General features: G+C 68.0%; 21 protein-coding genes. 12 read left to right on the top strand and 9 right to left on the bottom strand.

What is annotated here, in order from left to right:
- Positions 1-32: 32 nt before the first annotated feature.
- Positions 33-731: an MspA family porin gene (locus ACWPOC_RS19855; RefSeq protein ID WP_060651282.1), complete on the bottom strand. Its 699-nt coding sequence runs from the start codon at positions 729-731 to the stop codon at positions 33-35.
- A 165-nt stretch (positions 732-896) separates the two neighbouring features.
- The gene (gene upp, locus ACWPOC_RS19850) at positions 897-1,520 is read right to left on the bottom strand and encodes a uracil phosphoribosyltransferase (RefSeq protein ID WP_024101551.1); all 624 of its coding nucleotides are present in this window, start codon (positions 1,518-1,520) and stop codon (positions 897-899) included.
- A gap of 112 nt (positions 1,521-1,632) precedes the next feature.
- On the opposite strand from upp, the gene ACWPOC_RS19845 reads away from it, so the two are divergent.
- From ACWPOC_RS19845 to ACWPOC_RS19825, 5 genes are read left to right on the top strand one after another with little or no spacing between them, the layout of a single operon-like run.
- Complete coding sequence (locus ACWPOC_RS19845; protein ID WP_455409214.1) at positions 1,633-1,992, top strand: type VII secretion target; 360 nt, start codon at positions 1,633-1,635, stop codon at positions 1,990-1,992.
- Positions 1,989-2,984 carry a C40 family peptidase gene (locus ACWPOC_RS19840; protein ID WP_455409213.1) on the top strand — a complete coding sequence of 332 codons (996 nt, stop codon included), beginning with the start codon at positions 1,989-1,991 and terminating at the stop codon, positions 2,982-2,984. Before ACWPOC_RS19845 ends, ACWPOC_RS19840 begins: the two co-directional genes overlap by 4 nt.
- 59 nt (positions 2,985-3,043) lie before the next feature.
- Positions 3,044-3,358 carry a hypothetical protein gene (locus ACWPOC_RS19835; protein WP_088897663.1) on the top strand — a complete coding sequence of 105 codons (315 nt, stop codon included), beginning with the start codon at positions 3,044-3,046 and terminating at the stop codon, positions 3,356-3,358.
- Positions 3,355-3,702 carry a YbaB/EbfC family nucleoid-associated protein gene (locus ACWPOC_RS19830; RefSeq protein WP_455409212.1) on the top strand — a complete coding sequence of 116 codons (348 nt, stop codon included), beginning with the start codon at positions 3,355-3,357 and terminating at the stop codon, positions 3,700-3,702. The genes ACWPOC_RS19835 and ACWPOC_RS19830 overlap by 4 nt, the downstream gene beginning before the upstream one ends.
- 60 nt (positions 3,703-3,762) lie before the next feature.
- The gene (locus tag ACWPOC_RS19825) at positions 3,763-5,010 is read left to right on the top strand and encodes a primosomal protein (RefSeq protein ID WP_455409211.1); all 1,248 of its coding nucleotides are present in this window, start codon (positions 3,763-3,765) and stop codon (positions 5,008-5,010) included.
- 123 nt (positions 5,011-5,133) lie between these two features.
- Here ACWPOC_RS19825 and ACWPOC_RS19820 read toward each other — a convergent pair whose 3' ends face one another.
- The 3 genes from ACWPOC_RS19820 to ACWPOC_RS19810 are packed head-to-tail and all read right to left on the bottom strand — an operon-like array spanning position 5,134 to position 7,971.
- Complete coding sequence (locus tag ACWPOC_RS19820) at positions 5,134-6,219, bottom strand: adenosine deaminase (RefSeq protein WP_059382320.1); 1,086 nt, start codon at positions 6,217-6,219, stop codon at positions 5,134-5,136.
- A gap of 56 nt (positions 6,220-6,275) precedes the next feature.
- Positions 6,276-7,559 carry a thymidine phosphorylase gene (locus ACWPOC_RS19815; protein ID WP_455409210.1) on the bottom strand — a complete coding sequence of 428 codons (1,284 nt, stop codon included), beginning with the start codon at positions 7,557-7,559 and terminating at the stop codon, positions 6,276-6,278.
- Positions 7,552-7,971 (bottom strand): cytidine deaminase, encoded by a 420-nt coding sequence (locus ACWPOC_RS19810; RefSeq protein ID WP_159417854.1) that lies wholly within the window; start codon positions 7,969-7,971, stop codon positions 7,552-7,554. Before ACWPOC_RS19810 ends, ACWPOC_RS19815 begins: the two co-directional genes overlap by 8 nt.
- A gap of 254 nt (positions 7,972-8,225) precedes the next feature.
- On the opposite strand from ACWPOC_RS19810, the gene sdhC reads away from it, so the two are divergent.
- From sdhC to ACWPOC_RS19790, 4 genes are read left to right on the top strand one after another with little or no spacing between them, the layout of a single operon-like run.
- Positions 8,226-8,633, top strand: a complete 408-nt coding sequence (sdhC, locus tag ACWPOC_RS19805) for a succinate dehydrogenase, cytochrome b556 subunit (protein WP_159417853.1) — start codon at positions 8,226-8,228, stop codon at positions 8,631-8,633.
- 1 nt (position 8,634) lies between these two features.
- Positions 8,635-9,075 (top strand): succinate dehydrogenase hydrophobic membrane anchor subunit, encoded by a 441-nt coding sequence (locus tag ACWPOC_RS19800; RefSeq protein WP_159417852.1) that lies wholly within the window; start codon positions 8,635-8,637, stop codon positions 9,073-9,075.
- Positions 9,076-9,090: 15 nt separating this feature from the next.
- Positions 9,091-10,842 (top strand): succinate dehydrogenase flavoprotein subunit, encoded by a 1,752-nt coding sequence (gene sdhA, locus ACWPOC_RS19795; protein WP_006550126.1) that lies wholly within the window; start codon positions 9,091-9,093, stop codon positions 10,840-10,842.
- Positions 10,842-11,618: a succinate dehydrogenase iron-sulfur subunit gene (locus ACWPOC_RS19790; protein WP_006550125.1), complete on the top strand. Its 777-nt coding sequence runs from the start codon at positions 10,842-10,844 to the stop codon at positions 11,616-11,618. Before sdhA ends, ACWPOC_RS19790 begins: the two co-directional genes overlap by 1 nt.
- Before the next feature lie 100 nt (positions 11,619-11,718).
- On the opposite strand, the gene ACWPOC_RS19785 is transcribed toward ACWPOC_RS19790, so the two are convergent.
- The 4 genes from ACWPOC_RS19785 to ACWPOC_RS19770 all read right to left on the bottom strand — a co-directional run bounded on the left by ACWPOC_RS19785 (position 11,719) and on the right by ACWPOC_RS19770 (position 14,982).
- Positions 11,719-11,949: a LapA family protein gene (locus tag ACWPOC_RS19785; protein WP_238588590.1), complete on the bottom strand. Its 231-nt coding sequence runs from the start codon at positions 11,947-11,949 to the stop codon at positions 11,719-11,721.
- 68 nt (positions 11,950-12,017) lie between these two features.
- Positions 12,018-13,046 (bottom strand): inner membrane protein YhjD, encoded by a 1,029-nt coding sequence (gene yhjD / locus ACWPOC_RS19780; protein ID WP_120279911.1) that lies wholly within the window; start codon positions 13,044-13,046, stop codon positions 12,018-12,020.
- Between the two features lie 16 nt (positions 13,047-13,062).
- A complete protein-coding gene (gene trpS, locus ACWPOC_RS19775) occupies positions 13,063-14,103 on the bottom strand; it encodes a tryptophan--tRNA ligase (protein WP_120283541.1) in 1,041 nt (346 codons plus the stop codon).
- Between the two features lie 75 nt (positions 14,104-14,178).
- Positions 14,179-14,982 (bottom strand): exodeoxyribonuclease III, encoded by an 804-nt coding sequence (locus tag ACWPOC_RS19770; protein ID WP_455409209.1) that lies wholly within the window; start codon positions 14,980-14,982, stop codon positions 14,179-14,181.
- Between the two features lie 217 nt (positions 14,983-15,199).
- Between ACWPOC_RS19770 and ACWPOC_RS19765 the strand changes: the two genes are divergently transcribed.
- Genes ACWPOC_RS19765 through acnA form a run of 3 tightly spaced genes read left to right on the top strand, consistent with a single transcriptional unit; the run spans position 15,200 to position 19,802 of the window.
- On the top strand, positions 15,200-15,976 hold the full coding sequence (locus tag ACWPOC_RS19765; protein WP_455409208.1) for an IclR family transcriptional regulator: 777 nt from the start codon (positions 15,200-15,202) through the stop codon (positions 15,974-15,976).
- Positions 15,973-17,175: a CaiB/BaiF CoA transferase family protein gene (locus ACWPOC_RS19760; protein ID WP_120279914.1), complete on the top strand. Its 1,203-nt coding sequence runs from the start codon at positions 15,973-15,975 to the stop codon at positions 17,173-17,175. Before ACWPOC_RS19765 ends, ACWPOC_RS19760 begins: the two co-directional genes overlap by 4 nt.
- A complete protein-coding gene (gene acnA, locus ACWPOC_RS19755; RefSeq protein WP_230788694.1) occupies positions 17,172-19,802 on the top strand; it encodes an aconitate hydratase in 2,631 nt (876 codons plus the stop codon). Before ACWPOC_RS19760 ends, acnA begins: the two co-directional genes overlap by 4 nt.
- The last annotated feature ends 14 nt before the right edge of the window (positions 19,803-19,816 follow it).

Genomic DNA, 19,816 nt, shown 5'->3' with positions numbered 1-19,816 from the left:
GTCGGACTCGACCGGGTCAGGCCTCTGTCCGATCAGACCTGCTGCGGCACACCGTAGGTGACGACGGTGTTCCGGTCGGCGGTGACGGCCTTCAGGTACGGCCGGATCATCACCGGTCCGATGGCTCCCGAGACCGAGCCGTGCACGCCGGCGATCCGGATGGTCGTCGAGCTGCCGTCGAACTCGAAGTCCTCGACGATCGGGACGGACGTGATGCCGCCCGGCTCGAGCGGGATCTCGATCTCCTGGGACGGGATGATGTCGCCGCTGAGCGAACCACCCGAGTCGAAGCCGAGATCGAGCGTGGTCCCGTCGGGACTGATCGAGACGCCGACCCCCACATTGTTGTCCACACCCCACGACAGGCTCGGGGTGATGACGGTGACCGTCGCACCCGGCAGCGCGACCGGGTAGCCGACCTGGAAACCGACCTCCACCGCCGTCCCGGCGAAGTTCGCCGCGTTCGGACCGGTGATCCGAACGGTCGCAACCTCATCGTGGAAGAACTCGACACTCAGCGGTGAGCTGTCGAGCGGCGGCACCGACTGTGTCGAGGTGTCGGCCTGGATCACTTCGATCGCGTGCCCTCCGTCCAACGGGAGGATCCGCGAGTTGTCGACAGCGGCCGCAGCCGTGCCGTGACTCGTCACTGCGGCGAGTACGGCGACCGCGCCCACCGAAGCCGCTCTGACGCTTCCACGAATCAGTTTGCGGGAGAAGATTTTTGCCATTCCGCCGACCCCATCTCTGGCTGTACCTACGCAGTGGACTTCACACGGAGCACACCGAGCGTAAGAAGAGATCGAGACCTGCGGGTTGTTTTTCGATAACGAGATGACTGCGGTCGGGTGTCACATCCGTACCGCCAGTCACACGAGTAACACACGACGCGCGATTTATCGCGGTCCGAACTGCCTGTCCCCCGCATCCCCGAGACCCGGCACGATGTACTTGTTCTCGTTGAGACCTTCGTCGACCGACGCTGTGACCAACCGGACCGGATGACCCGAGGCAGCAAGGGCCTCGACGCCCTGCGGCGCCGCGACCACACAGATCGCGGTGATATCCGTGGCACCTCGCTGGGCGAGGATGTCGAGGGTATGCACCATCGACCCACCGGTCGCGAGCATCGGGTCGAGCACGAAGACAGGAAGACCCGACAGGTCCTCCGGCAGCGACTCCAGATAGGGCACCGGCTCGAATGTCTTCTCGTCACGAGCGAGACCGACGAAACCGACCTGCGCCTGAGGAATCAGGGCGTGGGCCTGTTCGACCATGCCGAGGCCGGCGCGAAGAACCGGGACGAGCAGCGGAGGCTGCTGCAAGCGCACTCCCGTCGTCACCGCGACCGGCGTCTTCACGTCGAACGTCTCGGTGGGCGCATCGCGCACCGCCTCGTAGACGAGCATCTGGGTGAGCCGCCTCAACGCGTGCCGGAAGGCAGCGTTGTCGCTGCGTTCGTCACGAAGGATGGTCAGGAGCGAAGCAGCGAGCGGGTGGTCGACGACGAGCGAATCCATGTCCGAAGGATAGAACGACGGAACCGATCGACAGTCGGGTGCGTCGAACCCGACAGGGACGGAACACTCCGAAGGTGCCGAATCCCACACGAACGACGCGAGAGGCGACGAGGTGACCGAGTACTCCGGCAGGGACGCGATACGGATCGACACGAGCGCCGTCGGGAGGTTCGGCGACGACGCCGCCGAACTTGCCGCCCGCCTGCACGAGGCCGCCGAACGGACCCGGCACGGCGCGCCCTCGGCGCTGAGCGCCACACTGGGTCCGATCGGAGCACCCCTGCTCGCCGCGCTCACCGCGACCCACACCGCGCACGTGCGCGATCTCGCCCGGCTCGGCGACCTGCTCGGCGGGATGGGAGACGCCGCCAAGGCCTCTGCGACCGTCTACGAGCGGACCACCGACGACACCGCCAGACGACTCGGCTCCACCTCGGTCACACGACTCGGCTCCGCCTCGGAGGAACTGTGATCGCAGGGGATCTGCTCGTCGCGCCACTGGCCGGCCTGCTCGACGCGTTCGGCACCGCGCTGCCACCCGGCGTGGATCCGGGTGAGATGGTGCGCATCGGTGCGCAATGGGCCGAGGAGGTGCACGCGGCCGGGCGCGACGCCGTCGCCGAGCTCGCCTGGGCCTGGGGTGGCCCGGCCGCCTCGCAGGCGATCGCGAGTGCCGAGCAGGTGCTCGCCGACGTGCTCACGGCGGCCGATCGTGGGGTGGCGCTGGCCAGCATCGCGCTCGAGGCGACCGTCACGGTGGTCACCGGTGCGGCCGAGATCGCTCGTCTCGTCGATTCGTTCGTCACCTTCGCCGAGCAGGCCGCACCCGCGACGTCGCTTCCGCAGGGGCAGCTCGCACTCCTCGCAGTGGCGATCGACCACCTCGTCGCCGGGCTGGACGTGCTGACACGGGTGACCGGAACCCTCGCGGAGCTGACCGATCGGGCGTCCGCGCTCCTTCCACCCGAGCCCTCGGCTCCCCCGATCGGCTCCGGCGACCACCGCGGCCCCGACCCGGCCGGTGACGACCCACGCACGCTGCACACCTTCGGTGGAGGATTCTCCGCGGGCGTGGAGGTGCGACTTCCGGACGGCAGCGTCAGCCGGGCGCCGAACGAGACCGCGGCGGCAGCGGTGCGTCACGCCCTCGCCCAGCAGGGCACCCCGTACGTGTGGGGCGGCACGAGTCCCGGCTCCGGCCTCGACTGCAGCGGGCTGACGCAGTACGCCTACGCGCAGGCCGGCGTCGAACTGCCGCGGTTGGCCCAGGAACAGGACGTCGGCACGCGGGTGGATCCTGCGGCCGCCCTGCCCGGAGACCTCGTGGTGTGGGACGGGCACGTGGCGATGGTGGTGGGCAACGGCCTCATGGTCGAGGCAGGCGATCCCGTCTCCGTGTCGCCGATGCGCACCACCAACGGCGCAATGGCCTTCCACGGCGTCTACCGACCGACCGCCGGTTGATTCCGGAGAATTCCGCACCGGAGGGGAACCGGCCGGGCTCGCGCCGCGTCCAACCCGATATGGACAGCACGACGACGGAACCGATCACGGCCACCGCCCACAACCGGGCCGGGACGATCTCGGTGCGGACGACAGACGGTGGACTGCCGGTGGACCTTCGCATCGACCCCCGCGAGTTGCGTTACGGAGCACGGCAACTGGCCGATCAGATCCTCGCCCTGAACCGGCAGGCCGCCCTCGAGGCCGCCGTGGTCCGCGGCGAACGCCTCGCCGCCGAAGGTGTCCCCCGCGAGATCCTCGACCGGATGCGGCTGCCGTCCCGCGCCGACCTGGCGGACGGACCGACGGATCGTCGTGGAGGTCTCGTTCGATGAGCGAACGGATGGTGGAGGCGATCGTCGACCGGGCCCAGATCCGGCTCGATGCGCTCGAACGCACGGTGGAGAGGCTCGGCGTGGTCCGGGGCACCGCGAGCAGTCCCGACGGACGCGTGACCGCGCGTGTGGACGGTTCGGGAGCGCTCGAAGGACTCGAGCTGGCCGAGCCGATCGGCGGCACCGACCCCCGCGAACTTGCCGCGGTGATCCTCGCGACCGTGCACGAGGCCGCACGGCAGGCCGCTGCCGCGCGCGTCTCCGCGATGGACGAGCTCCGCGCGGCCCTCGCCGCGAGCGACGACGGTCCGGTCACCGTCGGCGACCGTCCGGTGACGCGATGAAACCGATAGCGAGCCGCCCCCGGCTATATTCTCGGCGCCGACATGGCTAGGCTTCGCGCCATGGCTGGAGACATCGTCCCGATCGAGCTCGGTCTCACCGACGGCAACCTCGTGACGCTCTGGGCGCCGCGCTGGCGCGAAGGCGACGACGAGTGGGAGGCATTCCTCGGCCACGGCGACGATCTGTACGCCTTCCCGTCGGTCCCCGAGCTCGTCGCGTTCGTGCGTTCGGGTGCCGACAACGACCTCGTCGAGCACGAGGCGTGGCCGATCGTGTCCAAGCTCGCGGCCTCGGAGTTCGAACCCGACGAGCCGCACACCTACGATCTCGTCGGCGTACCCGAGCTCGTGGCCGACGACCCGGATCCCGTCTCGGTGTCCGAGCTGCAGGACACCTTCGACATCGTGAGCATCCTCGGCGACGTCTGCGATCTCGAGGTCGTGTCGAAGTTCTTCGAACGCGAGGAGATCGACCTCCTGCTGCAGCACGGTGTCTCGGCCTTCCGCACGCGTGAGGGCCTCGATTTGTGGAATCGCGTCGGCACCGCGGTCGCGCAGGACTGGGACGGCGTGATCGACGCGCTCGACGCCGTGATCTCCACTCCCGACGTCGACGCCGCAGTGGTCGCCGAGATCGAATCCGAGCTCGTCGCGGTCGACGAGAACGAGGTCGAGGCCGACGACACGGTCGAGGACGTCGACGCCGACGACGAGTACGAGTTCATCGACGGCGACGACGAGGACGAAGAGGACGACGGCTACGAGTTCTGGGCCCGGGTCGGCATCGATCCCATCCGGATCATCACGACCGACGGCACCTGGTACTCGCTGCGGTGCTACGTGAACGACGACGCCGTCTTCCTCGGCCACGACGGCACGATCGACGTCTTCCCCTCCGAGCGCGCGCTGGCCCGCCACCTCGCCGACAACCACGACCACGACCTCGCGACGCTCGAGCCGTACACGGAGATCCAGCTCGCCGCCGTCGACGGATCGCTCGACGTGACGGTCACCGACGACAACGTCTACGTGCTCACCGGGATCGCCGACGACATCGCCGGAGGTGTCGCGGCCGTCGACCCCGACCAGCTCGAACTCGCGGTCGAGTTGTTCGTCGACGCAGCGAACTTCGCGGACGACGACTCGACGGAGGCCGCGCTCGCCGCGTCCACGGAACTCGGCTGGTTCGTCAACCACGTGATCGAACCCGATTCGAAGCGCACGGCACCCAAGCCGCCGTTCGACACCGAGTCCCTCGCCTGGCGCGAACTCGAGCGCGAGTTCGAGGCGCGACTGCGCAAGCATTGACGCGACCCGCGTCGGGTCGGCTCCACTCCGGCGCGCGAAGTGGTCACAAGAGCGCGTTGTAGCGCGCTCCGATGACCATTTCCCGCTCCGCGCACCCATAGAGGTATCTGCGGGTCGCGGTCTCTACCCGACGAGGACGGCGTATCCAGGCTTGATGACGTCGTCGATCAGTTCCAGCCGCTGGTCGAACGGGAGGAAGGCCGACTTCATCGCGTTGATCGTGAACCGCTCGAGGTCGACCCAGCCGTAGTCGAAGGTCTCGACGAGCCGCACCATCTCCTGCGTCATCGTGGTGTCGCTCATCAACCGGTTGTCGGTGTTGACGGTGACACGGAAGCGCAGGCGGGCCAGCAGGTCGAAGGGATGCTCGGCGAGGGTGCGCACCGCGCCGGTCTGCACGTTCGACGACGGGCACAGTTCGAGCGGGATGCGCTTGTCGCGGATGTAGTTCGCGAGCCGGCCCAGAGTGGCGGTTCCGTCGTCGTGCACTTCGATGTCGTCGACGATGCGCACACCGTGGCCGAGCCTGTCGGTGCCGCAGAAGGCGACCGCCTCGTGGATGGACGGGAGACCGAACGCCTCCCCGGCGTGGATCGTGAAGTGCGCGTTGGCCGCGCGGGTGTACTCGAAGGCGTCGAGATGACGGCTGGGCGGGTTGCCCGCTTCGGCGCCGGCGATGTCGAATCCCGCCACGCCGCGGTCCCGGAAGCGCACGGCGAGTTCGGCGATCTCCAACGAGCGTGCAGCGTGCCGCATCGCGGTGAGCAGGCAGCGCACCCGGATACGTCGCCCTCCCGCCGCCACCTCCGATTCCCCGGCGCGGAAACCTTCGAGGACGTGTTCGACGACCTCGTCCAGCGACAGTCCCTTCTCGAGGTGCTGCTCGGGCGCGAACCGCACCTCGGCGTACACCACGCCGTCGTCGGCGAGGTCGAGGACGCATTCGCGTGCGACGCGTTCGAGCCCTTCTGCCGTCTGCATCACGGCGACGGTGTGCTCGAACGTCTCGAGATAGCGCTCGAGCGACCCGCTGTCGGCGGATTCGCGGAACCAGCGGGCGAGATCCGCTTCGGTGTCCGCGGGCAACGACCACCCGCACGCGTCCGCGAGTTCGAGGACCGTCCGGGGACGGAGGCCGCCGTCCAGGTGGTCGTGGAGGACCACTTTGGGTGCGGTGCGAACGAGTTCGGGAGTCAGACGGCCGTTCATGATCGGGACGGTAGTCGGCGGCGGCCGGTTCCGCTCGGTCTCCGGCCGCCGAGCCCCTACGCCCGGATCCGTTCGATCACGAGCGGCTGCCGATCGGGTGCCGTGTCGGAGATGCGGACCCCGGCGCGGAGAGCGGCGAGCGCGTCGGGGATGCGTCCCGGAGTGTCGGTGTGCAGCGTGGCGATCGGTTGCCCCGCGCGAACGCGATCACCGAGGACCGCGTGCAGTTCGATACCGGCCCCGGGCTGGACGTCCTGACCCTGTCGTTCGCGGCCGGCTCCGAGTCGCCACGCGGCGATGCCGACCTCGTACGCGTCGAGTTCGGAGAGCACTCCGTCCGCGTGGGCGTGGAAGGTCTCGGTGTGGGTCGCGACCGGCAACGGCGCTGCGGGGTCGCCACCCTGGGCGGCGATCATCGCGTTCCACCGGTCCATCGCGGTGCCGTCCCGCAGCCGGTCGGCGGGATCGACGTCATCGACACCGGCGGCGGCGAGCATCTCGCGGGCCAGGGCCAGGGTCAGCTCGACGACGTCGTCGGGTCCGCCGCCGGCGAGCACCTCGACGGCCTCCCGGACCTCGAGCGCGTTGCCCGCCGTGCGCCCGAGCGGGCTGTCCATGCGGGTGAGCAGGGCCGTCGTGGGCAGCCCTTCGTCGGTGCCGAGTTCGACCATGGTGCGCGCCAGCTCGCGGGCCTCGCCGAGTTCTTTCATGAAGGCGCCGCTGCCGACCTTCACGTCGAGGACGAGGGCTCCGGTGCCCTCGGCGATCTTCTTGCTCATGATCGAGCTGGCGATGAGCGGGATCGATTCGACGGTTCCGGTGACGTCGCGCAGCGCGTAGAGCTTGCGGTCGGCGGGGGCGAGATCGGCGCTCGCCGCGCACACGACCGCACCGACGGCCGGGTCGCTGAGGATCTCGGCGATCTCCGCGGTGGTCAGATCGGCCTTCCAGCCGGGGATCGCCTCGAGCTTGTCCAGGGTGCCGCCGGTGTGACCGAGACCGCGGCCCGACAGTTGCGGGACCGCGACGCCGCAGGCCGCGACGAGCGGTGCGAGCGGCAGGGTGATCTTGTCCCCGACACCGCCTGTCGAGTGTTTGTCGACGGTACGCAGGCCGAGAGCGGAGAAATCGAGGCGACGACCGGAGTCGATCATTGCGGTGGTCCAGCGTGCCGTCTCGGCCCGGCTCATGCCGCGGAACCAGACCGCCATCGCCAGGGCCGCCATCTGGGCGTCGGAGACGATGCCGTGGGTGAACGCTTCGATGACCCAGTCGATCTCGGCGCCGGAGAGTTCGTGGCCGTCGCGCTTGCGGCGGATGACGGTGACGATGTCAGGCACGGCGGTCCTCGTTCTCCCGCACGGCCGCGAGATCGTCGGGGCCGAACGCGTCGGGGAGGAGATCGGAGAGGCGACGCGGGCCGCCCTGGGCGTCGACCTCGAGATCGGGGCCGCCGTGTTCGAGAAGCACCTGCCGGCATCGGCCGCACGGGGTCAGGACGTGGCCTCGGGAGTCGCAGACGGCAACGGCCCGGAGACGGCCTCCACCCTGGGCGAACAAGTTACCGACGAGTACACATTCGGCACACAGACCCAGTCCGTGTGAGACATTTTCCACATTGCACCCGAGGACCGTCCGACCGTCGACGGTGAGGCCGGCAGCCCCCACCGGGAACCCGGAGTAGGGAGCGTAGGCTCGACTCATCACCTCATGTGCTTTGGCGCGCAACATTTTCCAGTCGATGTCCGGCATGGTTCACCATCCTGTCACGGTGGCATGGACGACGGTAGGCGACCCCCACCGCGCCAGATCACAGTTGGAAAGGCAAACCTAACTTCGCATTTGGAGCCCTGTACGAACGGGGCAGGAGATTAGTTCCCGAGTTTGGGATGGGTCTAGAGTCGATCCAAGTCGGTTCAGGTTCACGTCGGGCCCGTACTGCGGAATCCCCCACAGGTAGGAGCAGCTCGACGCGTCCACCATTGACGTTGGAGGCACAGCACTCGATGAGCAGCACGACTGAAGCCGCCCCCGCAAAGGCGGGGCGCACACGGTCGCTTTACCGGGGAGACCCCGGCATGTGGTCCTGGGTATTGCACCGGATCACCGGCGTGGCGACATTCTTCTTCCTTTTCGTCCACGTCCTCGACACCGCACTCGTCCGGGTCAACCCCGAGACCTACGACGCGGTGATCGAAACGTACAAGAATCCGATCGTCGGCCTCATGGAGCTCGGCCTGGTCGCGATGGTCCTGTACCACGCACTCAACGGCCTGCGGGTCATGCTCGTGGACTTCTGGTCGAAGGGCCCGAAGTACCAGCGCGTGATGCTCTGGACGATCCTCGCGATCTGGTTCGTGGTGATGATCCCCGCGTCCGTTCGCATCCTCTACAACACGTTTGCGGGGCACTGACATGACCGAAGCGAAGACCCTCGGTAAGGAATACGACCGGCCCGCCGGTCTGGACAACCCGCGCTCGCCGCGTCGCGCCGCGAAGAACAACTTCGAGCTCTACGCCTGGTTGTTCATGCGCCTGTCCGGCCTGGCCCTGATCATCCTGGTCCTCGGTCACCTCTTCATCATGCTGATGCTCGATGACGGCGTGCACCGCATCAACTTCGCGTTCGTCGCAGGCCGCTGGTCCAGCCCGTTCTGGCAGATCTGGGACCTGTCGATGCTGTGGCTCGCGCAGCTCCACGGCGGTAACGGTCTGCGCACCGTCATCGCGGACTACGCACGTAAGGACTCCACCCGGTTCTGGCTCAACACGATCCTCGTCGTGTCGATGATCCTGATCATGGGCCTGGGCACCTACGTGATCTTCACCTTCGACCCGAACATCACGGCGAGCTAGGGGAGCCGAACCTTCATGCAGGAACATCGTTACGACGTAGTCATCGTCGGCGCCGGCGGCGCCGGCATGCGCGCGGCCATCGAAGCCGGCCCGCGTGCGCGCACCGCAGTGCTCACGAAGCTCTACCCCACCCGCAGCCACACCGGCGCCGCTCAGGGCGGCATGTGTGCCGCCCTCGCGAACGTCGAAGAGGACAACTGGGAGTGGCACACCTTCGACACCGTCAAGGGTGGCGACTACCTGGTCGACCAGGACGCTGCGGAGATCATGGCCAAGGAGGCCATCGACGCCGTTCTCGACCTCGAGAAGATGGGTCTTCCGTTCAACCGGACGCCCGAGGGCAAGATCGACCAGCGTCGCTTCGGTGGCCACACCCGCGACCACGGTAAGGCCCCGGTCCGTCGCGCGTGCTACGCCGCCGACCGCACCGGCCACATGATTCTGCAGACGCTGTACCAGAACTGCGTCAAGCACGACGTCGAGTTCTTCAACGAGTTCTACGCGCTCGACATCACCCTCACCGAGACCGAGAACGGTCCCGTCGCGACGGGTGTCATCGCGTACGAGCTCGCGACCGGCGAGATCCACGTCTTCCACGCCAAGGCCATCGTCTTCGCGACGGGCGGCTCGGGCCGTATGTACAAGACGACGTCGAACGCCCACACCCTCACCGGTGACGGCCTCGGCATCATCTTCCGCAAGGGCCTGCCGCTCGAGGACATGGAGTTCCACCAGTTCCATCCGACGGGCCTGGCCGGTCTCGGCATCCTCATCTCGGAGGCCGTGCGTGGTGAGGGCGGCATCCTCCGCAACGCCGACGGCGAGCGGTTCATGGAGCGTTACGCCCCCACCATCAAGGACCTCGCGCCCCGCGACATCGTCGCCCGCTCGATGGTGCTCGAGGTGCTCGAGGGTCGCGGCGCCGGACCGAACAAGGACTACGTCTACATCGACGTGACCCACCTCGGCGAGGACGTCCTCGAGGAGAAGCTCCCGGACATCACCGAGTTCTCCCGCACCTACCTCGGTGTCGACCCCGTCACCGAGCTCGTGCCGGTGTTCCCGACCTGCCACTACGTCATGGGCGGTATCCCGACCAACGTCGACGGCGAGGTTCTCCGCGACAACGAGAACGTCGTGCCCGGCCTGTACGCGGCCGGCGAGTGCGCGTGCGTGTCCGTCCACGGCGCCAACCGTCTCGGCACCAACTCGCTGCTCGACATCAACGTCTTCGGTCGTCGCGCCGGCATCGCCGCCGCGGAGTACGCCAACAGCACGAAGCACGTCGAGATGCCCGAGCAGCCGACGAAGTACGTCGACGACTGGCTCGATCTGATCCTGCACCAGGGTGGCAAGGAGCGGGTGGCCGACATCCGTACCGAGCTGCAGCAGACGATGGACAACAACGCGTCGGTGTTCCGCACCGAGGAGACGTTGACGCAGGCGCTCAACGACATCCACGAGCTGAAGAAGCGCTACAAGGAGATCACCGTCCACGACAAGGGCAAGCGCTACAACAGCGACCTGCTCGAGGCGCTGGAGCTCGGCTTCCTCCTCGAGATGGCCGAGGTCACCGTCGTCGGCGCGCTGAACCGCAAGGAATCGCGTGGCGGACACGCCCGCGAGGACTACCCGAAGCGCGACGACGAGAACTTCCTCAAGCACACCATGGCGTACAAGGTGGGCGAGGAACTGATCTCCGACATTCGCCTGGACTACAAGCCGGTGGTCCAGACCCGGTACGAGCCCATGGAGCGTAAGTACTGATGACAACCATCGAGAAGACCGACACGGGCGCGTCGACACTGCCACCCGTGCCCGAGGGCGCGACGATGGTCACCCTCAAGATCGCCCGGTTCAACCCGGAGGACGACAAGGGTCAGCACTGGGATTCGTTCCAGGTGCCGGCACTGCCGTCCGACCGTCTGCTCAACCTGTTGGGCTACGTCAAGGGTTACCTCGACGGCACGCTCACCTTCCGTCGCAGCTGCGCCCACGGCGTGTGCGGCTCGGACGCGATGCGTGTCAACGGCGTCAACCGTCTCGCCTGCAAGATCCTCATGAAGGACATGCTGGACAAGAACGGCAAGGACGTCACGATCACGATCGAGCCGATCCGTGGCCTTCCGGTCGAGAAGGACCTCGTCGTCGACATGGAGCCCTTCTTCGACGCCTACCGCGCCGTGAAGCCGTTCCTCATCGCCTCCGGCAACGAGCCGACCCGCGAGCGCATCCAGTCGCAGGCCGACCGTGCCCGGTTCGACGACACCACCAAGTGCATCCTGTGCGCGTGCTGCACCACCTCGTGCCCGGTGTACTGGAGCGACGGCAGCTACTTCGGCCCCGCCGCGATCGTCAACGCGCACCGGTTCATCTTCGATTCGCGTGACGAGGGTGCCTCCGAGCGTCTGGACATCCTCAACGACAAGGAAGGCGTGTGGCGCTGCCGCACCACCTTCAACTGCACCGACGCGTGCCCCCGTGGCATCCAGGTGACGAAGGCGATCCAGGAGGTCAAGCGCGCGCTCATGTTCGCTCGCTGATCACCTCGCACGACAGCAGGTCCGTCCCTTCGGGGACGGACCTGCTGTCGTCTGTGCCCACTCCCCTGTGCTCTGTTTCCGGTGGCCGAGCTGATGGGGATCAGCGGCCGCGGGCGAACAGGAAACCCGCGACCCACCCGACCGCGAAGATGACGACGAGGACCAACCACAGCGGCGCCTGCAGCGAGATCCAGAAGAGGTCGATGCTCGTACTGTTGCGGTTCTGGAGGACGAACAGCGCGGCGAGCAGGACCAGGACGGCCGCGAGCACTCTGCGGGGAGTCACCCGGAACGAGCGTCGGGGCGCGGCGGATCGCGTCTGTTTTGCCACGCCTCCATCGTCGTCCGTCCGCGGCACGATCGGCACCCCCGAACCGGGTTTTCACCCCGGGAGTTCGCTCATTTCCTCCGGAATCGCAGCCCGGCGAGGAGTCCACCGGCCACGCCCGCACCGAGGAGCGCAGCACTGCGGCGCGCGTCGAGGCCCTCGTGCACCTCGAGGCGGGGCGTGATGACCGCCCCCGTAGGCGCGGGATGGTGGGCGAGTGCGAGGCTGGCCCGGGACGTCGCTGCGAATGCGGTGCAGAAGAGCACCAGCCGGGCCGTGAGGTTACCGAACACGAGGATGCCGAGGATCGGGCCGAAGGCGACGCCCGCCGGTCCGTTGAGGACACGTTCGAGGTAGATCGAGCCGGTCTGCTTGAGCAGCTCGAAACCGATCCCGGCGATCAGACCCGCAACGAGCGCACTACGGAACGGAACAGGTTCGCGGGGCAGGCGGGCGATCACCCAGGTGAATACCAGAGCGGTGGCGGCGGTGGCCGTCACCAGTGCCAGAATGCGCAGACCCACGCCGATGCCGACGAGATTCTCCATGTTGAGCAGCTCGACGATCCTGCGCGCGATCGGCCCACTGCTCAGCGCCGAGAGCCCCAGCGACACGGTCATCGCGAGGCCGAGACTGAGGAGTGCGCCGCCGTCGCGCAGCTTGACCACGAAGAAGTTGCCCTTGTCGCGCGGGTGCTCCCACATGGCGGTGAGGGCTTCGCGAAGATTCGTGATCCAACCCAGACCGGCATACGAGGCGGTGAGCAGACCGATGAGACCGACGGCGCCGCGGGATTCGATCGCCGAGTCGATCAGGCTCTGCACGGTGCCGCCGAGCTGACCGGGAATGTTCTCGGAGATGATCTGCCGGATCTGGTCGAGCAGTTCGGGTCGCCCGGCGAGCACGAACCCGGCCAGAGAGAACACGACCATGATGATCGGGACGATCGCCAGCACCGTGAAGTAGGTCAGGCCGGCCGCGTAGTAGTCGCCCTTGTTCTCCTGGTACCGCACCCCGGCCCGAAGGACGCGGTCGAGCACCGGATGGGCCGCGCGTTGACGTTCGAGAAATCCCGGCTTCTCGTCGGGTTCGCCGGCCATCCAGATGCTCCTTCGTCTAGGTCCGCGGCAGGAAACCCACCTTGTCATAGACCTGCGCCAAGGTGCGGGATGCGACCTCGCGAGCGCGGTCCGCGCCGCCCGCGAGAATGCGGTTCAGTTCGGCCGGGTCGGCCAGGTACTCGTCGACCTTGGTGCGGATCGGCGTGACGAACTCGGTGAGGACCTCTGCGGTGTCGGCCTTCAGATCGCCGTAACCCTTGCCCTCGTAGCCGGCGACGAGTTCGTCGATGCTGCGACCCGACAGCGCCGACTGGATCGTGAGCAGGTTCGACACACCGGGCTTGTTCTCGCGGTCGAAACGGATCTCACGCTCGTTGTCGGTCACCGCGGAGCGTATCTTCTTCGCCGAGACCTTCGGATCGTCGAGCAGGTTGATCAGGCCCGCGTCGGTCGCCGCGGACTTGCTCATCTTCGACGTCGGATCCTGCAGGTCGTAGATCTTCGCGGTCTCCTTGACGATCGTCGGCTCGGGGACGACGAAGGTCTTGCCGAAGCGGGAGTTGAAGCGCTGCGCGAGATCTCGCGTGAGTTCGAGGTGCTGACGCTGATCCTCCCCCACCGGCACGTGGCTCGCGCGGTAGAGCAGGATGTCGGCGGCCATGAGGATCGGATAGGTGAACAGGCCGACTCCGGCGTGCTCGGTGCCCTGCTTGGCCGACTTGTCCTTGAACTGCGTCATCCGGCTGGCCTCACCGAAACCGGTGATGCAGCTCAGGATCCAGGCGAGCTCGGCGTGCTCGGGCACCTGGCTCTGCACGAACAGCACGGACTTCTCCGGATCGATACCGATCGCGAGCAGCTGCGCCACGGAGACGAGCACGCGCTTGCGCAGCAACTTCGGCTCATGCGGAACGGTGATCGCGTGCAGGTCGGGGATGAAGTAGAAGGCGTCGTTCTCGTCCTGCGCCGGAACCCACTGTGCCAGCGCCCCGAGGAAGTTCCCGAGGTGGAACGAATCCGAGGTGGGCTGGATGCCGGACAGCACACGGGGGCGGGCCTTCGGCTTCGTGGCGTTCTGTTCTGCAGTGCTCGACATGCCGTCGATGATTCCACGCAGGCCACGCCGCGCTGCCACCGAGGTGGGCACTTCTACGGCGATCCGCTGAAGCGGTCAGCGATCGAAGGTCACCGTCACCGGCGCATGGTCGGACCAACGCTGGTCGTAGCTCGCTGCGCGTTCGACGCGAGCCTCGGTCGCGCGGGCCGCCAGGCCCGGGGTCACGAGGTGGTAGTCGATGCGCCAGCCTGCATCGGTGTCGAATGCCTTGCCGCGGTACGACCACCACGAATAGGGGCCTGCGACGTCGCCGTGGAGGTCGCGCACCACGTCGCGCCAACCGGCCTCGAGGAGGTCGCCGACCCACGCGCGCTCCTCGGGCAGGAAGCCGGACTTCTTGACGTTGCCCTTCCAGTTCTTGATGTCCCGCTCGGTGGGAGCGATGTTCCAGTCGCCGCACACCACCATGTCGCGACCTGCGGCCGTCACCGCGGCGTACCGCTCGGCGAGGTAGGTCGCGAAGCTCTTCATGAAGTGTTCCTTCTCGTCCTGCTTCGGCGTCTGCGCTTCACCGGTCGGCAGATAGAGGCTTCCCACCGTCACATCGCCGAAGTCGGCCTCGATGTAGCGGCCGGCCGACGCGAACTCGTCGACGTCGAATCCGACGCGGACCGCGTCCGCCGGTACGCGCGAGAGGATCGCCACCCCGGCACGGCCCTTGGTCGAGGACTCCGCGCCGACGCAGTGCCATCCGGCCTCGAGTGCCGGGGCGATCGCGGCGTGGAACTGTTTCTCGGTGGCACGCACCTCCTGCAGGCACACGATGTCGGCGGCCGACGAGGCGAGCCAGTCGACGAGACCCTTGGCTGCGGCTGCGCGCACGCCGTTGACGTTCACGGTGGTGATCACGAGAGGCACCGGGTCACCGTAGCCGACGCCGGCGACGCGACTGCTCCACCGTGGGAGGAGCCTTCCGTGAGGGTGGTTCACCCCACGGCCGGACGTTCCACAAGACGGAACGAACACACCACTTTCTCTCATCCAGCGGAACGTCCAGGGAGCCTTCCAGGGGAAATGCTCGTTTGATCCATTCTATGGATTGTCGGAACCGTTATACGGACCTAGAGTGACTCGCATGACACAGGCATCGACGGTCACCGGAGCCGACGGCGGCGTGCGGAGCGTCGCCCGCGCGTTCGATCTGCTCAACGCATTCGACGCCGAGCACCCGATCCGGACGCTGCGCGAACTCGTCGGGATCACCGGGCTCCCGAAGTCGACGGTGGTGCGTCTGTTGGGCACCCTCACGACGCAGGGGATCGTCGCCACCCGTGGCGACTCGACGACCTACAGCGTCGGCCCCGCCTTCCTCCGCTGGATCGGTCTGGCCGACGCGATGTGGGAGATCGGTGCCGAGGCACGGCGATCGATGACGGAACTGCGCGATCGATGCGGAGAGACCGTCAACATCTACATCCGCCAGGACCTGCACCGCCTCTCCGTCGCTCAGGTCGAGGGCACGACGACGGTCCGCAGCGTCGTCCAGGTGGGCGCGCAGTACCCGCTCGTCGTCGGCGCCGCCGGCCGGATCCTGCTCGGTGGCTGCCCGGACGACGTCCTTCAGGCTCTCGCCGAGCAGGAGGGCACGACGAGCACGGCGGACCTGAGGTCCGAGGCCGCCGGAGCGCGGGAGGCGGGTTACGCCATCACCCACGGCGATCGGGAGCTCGGCGCTTCCGCGGTCGCCGCGCCGATCCTGTCCGCCGACGGCCGTGTCATCGCAGCCCTGTCGATCAGTGGCCCCACGTCGCGCTTCACCGCCGACCGGGTCGCCGCCTATGTCGATGCCGTAACCGACACCGCCCGGCAGATCAGTGCTGCCGGGCTCGGAACCGTGGAGGCCTTCCTGTGACCACAAACCTTCTCGAGGGCGTGCGCGTCCTCGACATGACCAACGTTCTGGCCGGCCCCTTCGCGGGTTACCAACTGGCCCTGCTCGGCGCGGATGTCGTCAAGGTGGAGACCGCCGGCAGCGGCGACCTGGCCCGCCAGCTCGGCGCCGATCCCGACCTCAGCGCCGAATACATGGGGGTGTCCTTCCTCGCCCAGAACGCCGGCAAGCGCTCGGTCACGGTCAACCTCAAGACCGAGGGTGGCAAGAAGGTCTTCGAGCAGCTACTCGCGGACGCCGACGTGCTGCTCGAGAACTTCCGCCCGGGCGTGCTCGCCCGCCTCGGCTTCGACTGGGAACGCCTGCACGAACTCAATCCGCGCCTGATCTACTGCGCTGTCTCGGGATTCGGCGCCACCGGCCCGATGAGCAGCCGACCCGCCTACGACCAGGTGGTCCAGGGACTGTCCGGCATCATGAGCGTCACCGGCGACACCGAATCCGCGCCGCTGCGCGTCGGATATCCCGTCTGCGACAGCTTCGGCGGTATGGCCGCGGCCATGACGGTGTGCGCCGCCATCGTCCGCCAGCGACAGACCGGGCAGGGCGCGTATCTGGACACGTCGATGCTCGACGCGGCCATCACCTCGATGGGCTGGGTGGTCTCCAACCATCTGGTGACCGGCAAGGAGCCGGTACCGATGGGCAACGAGAACATGACCTCGGCGCCGTCGGGTGCGTTCCGGACTGCCGACGGTGTCCTCAACATCGCGGCGAACAAGCAGGAACAGTACGAGATCCTGTGCACGGTGCTCGGCCGCGAGGAGCTCGTCACCGACCCCCGTTTCGTCACCCGCGAGGACCGCAAGCGCAACCGCGAGATCCTGCGCGACGAACTGGAGATCTCGCTCAAGGAGAAGACGGCGGCCGAGTGGGACGAGATTCTGCTCGACACCGGCGTTCCTGCTGCGCCCGTCGCTCCGGTGTCGGAAGCGCTGCGCTCGGATCAGATCCGCCACCGCGGGTTGATCTCCGAACTGGATGTGGCGGCCGGATCCGGCACCGTCCAGGTCCTCGGTCTGCCCACGCACGTCGACGGTGAGTCGGTCCGTCCCGATACTGCACCGCCGACGCTCGGAGAGCACACCGACGAGATCCTCCGCGAGATCGGTTTCAGCGACGAGCAGATCACCCGCTTCCGGGAAGAAGGCGCGGTATGACGACCGATCCCTTCCGCTCTCTGACCGCTCTGCCGGTCGCGGACGAGGCCGGCACTCCCCTGCACTACTACAGCCTGGCCGAGGCCGAAGCGCACGGCGCCGGACCGATCTCCGACCTGCCGTGGTCGCTGAGGACGCTCGTCGAGGGCATCCTGCGTCACCAGGGTCATCCGCAGGCGCTGCCCGAGCACGTCCACGCCGTCACCCGCCGCGACGAGACGGCCGCGATCCCGTTCTTCCCGGGTCGCGTGCTGTTCCAGGACGCCTCGGGCATCCCGGTGCTGGCCGACATGATCACCCTGCTCGAACGTGCCCGGGCCGAGGGTCTGGACACGTCCGCACTGGAACCGGCGCTGCCCCTCGACCTGGTCGTGGATCACGCACTCGAGGTGGACGAATACGCGAATCCCGAAGCGGCACTTCACAACATCGATCTGGAGTACGAGCGTCACCGCGATCGGTACCGCTTCCTGCGCTGGGCGCAGGACCGGCTTCCCGGTCTCCGTGTCGTGCCGCCGGGGCTCGGCATCTGTCACCAGCTGAACCTCGAGGTCCTCGCACCGGTCGTGACCACGACCGAATCCGAGGGCCGTCACGTCGCAGCGTTGGACAGCCTGGTCGGCACCGACTCGCACACCACGATGATCAACGCTCTCGGCGTCACCGGCTGGGGCGTCGGCGGCATCGAGGCCACCGCCGCGGCCCTCGGGCAGGCCGTCATGATCCGCGTGCCCCGCGTCGTCGGCGTCGAGCTCACCGGACGTCTCGCCCCCGGGGTGTTCGCCTCCGATCTCGCCCTCACCCTCGCCGAGAAGCTGCGCGCACTGAACGTCGTCGGCGCCGTCGTCGAGTTCCACGGTCCGGGCCTGGAGGCATTGTCGGTGCCCGACCGCGCAACCGTCGCCAACATGGCACCCGAATACGGGGCGACGATGGCGTGGTTCCCCGCCGATCGCCGGACGATCGAGTACCTGGCCGCAACGGGCCGCTCCCCCGAGCGTGTCCGGCTCGCCGAGCAGTACCTGAGAGCCCAGGGTCTGTTCCGCACCCCGAGCAGCCCGGCACCCCGGTTCGAGACCGGTCTGTCAATCGACCTCGGGAGCATCACCACCACCCTCGCCGGACCGTCCCGGCCGCACGACGCCTTGTCGCCCGCCGAGGTTCCGGCCTCCCGCGGCGAGAGCGGACCGCTCGATGGCGACATTGCGATCGCCGCGATCACCAGCTGCACCAACACGTCCAATCCCCGATCGCTGGTCGCAGCGGGTCTGCTGGCGCGCAACGCCGTCGCGGCCGGTCTGCGTCCGCCGGCCTGGACGAAGACGTCGTTCACGCCCGGCTCGCGGGCGGCCGCCGATCTGTTGGCCTCGGCGGGTCTGCAGGACCACCTCGACCGGCTCGGCTTCCAGGTCGCGGGATTCGGATGCGGCACCTGCATGGGCAATTCCGGGCCGCTCAGCCCGGCCCTGTCCGGAGCCGACCGGGCGAAGGACACCGCGCTCGCGGCGGTGCTGTCGGGCAACCGCAACTTCACCGGACGCATCCACCCGGCCGTCGCACACGCCTACCTCGCCTCCCCCGCGATGGTCGTGGCCTACGCCCTCGCGGGCAACGTCCGCATCGACGTGACGAGCGAACCGATCGGGCGGGCCGAGAACGGCACCGACGTCACCCTCGCCGACCTGTGGCCCTCCGACGAGGAGATCGACGCGCTGCTGGCCGAGCACGAGGCCACCGCACTCGGGCGCGACGCGCACCGGGAGTTGACCACCACGCGCTGGCAGGAACTCGAGTACCCGCGCGGCGAGCACTACCGCTGGGACGGGGAGGCCGGCAGCATCCGTCGCCCGCCCTTCACCGACCCGGAGCTGACGTCTCCCACCCTCACGGGGGATCTGACCGCGCGGCCTCTGCTGGTCCTCGGCGATGCGGTCACCACCGACCACATCTCGCCGGTCGCACGGGTCCTGCCGGACTCCGCAGCAGGGCGTTGGCTCCGCGAGCGCGGTGTGGGCGACCGGGCGCTGGGCACTTTCAGCTCCCGGCGGCTCAATCACGACGTCATGATCCGGGGTGGCTTCGCCAACACCCGCCTCGCAAATCTGCTCGTGCCCGAGAAGCAGGGTGGCTGGACGCGCACGGCACCCGGTGAGGAGCCGGTGCCCGTCCACGAGGCCGCCGAGTACCACCGCCGGCAGGGCACGCCGGTCGTGGTGGTCGCCGGTGAACTGTACGGCGCCGGATCGGCGCGGGACTGGGCCGCGAAGGTCACTCGGCTGCTCGGCATCCGCGCGGTCCTCGCCCGTAGCTTCGAACGCATCCATCGCACCAATCTGGTCGCGATGGGCGTCCTGCCGATCCAGTGGCAGGGACCCACCCCGGAGACCTTCGACGGCAGTGAGGATATCGACCTGATCGGACTGGCCGATCTCGGATCGACCACCGAGATCACCGTCCGGGTCCGCCGTGCGGGCGAGATCGCGTGGGAGGGCACGGCGCTCTGTCGGATCGACACTCCCCTCGAGTGGGAATGGCTGCGCGCCGGGGGTCTGTTCGGCCACCTGCTGACCGAGCAGACGGAGCGGCAGCGGGCAACGGAGCCCGAACCGGTGGGCGCACACCGGTAGACGAGTGGATCGAC

Source organism: Rhodococcus sp. 5G237, assembly GCF_053764735.1.
This window is presented reverse-complemented; position numbering and strand designations above follow the sequence as displayed.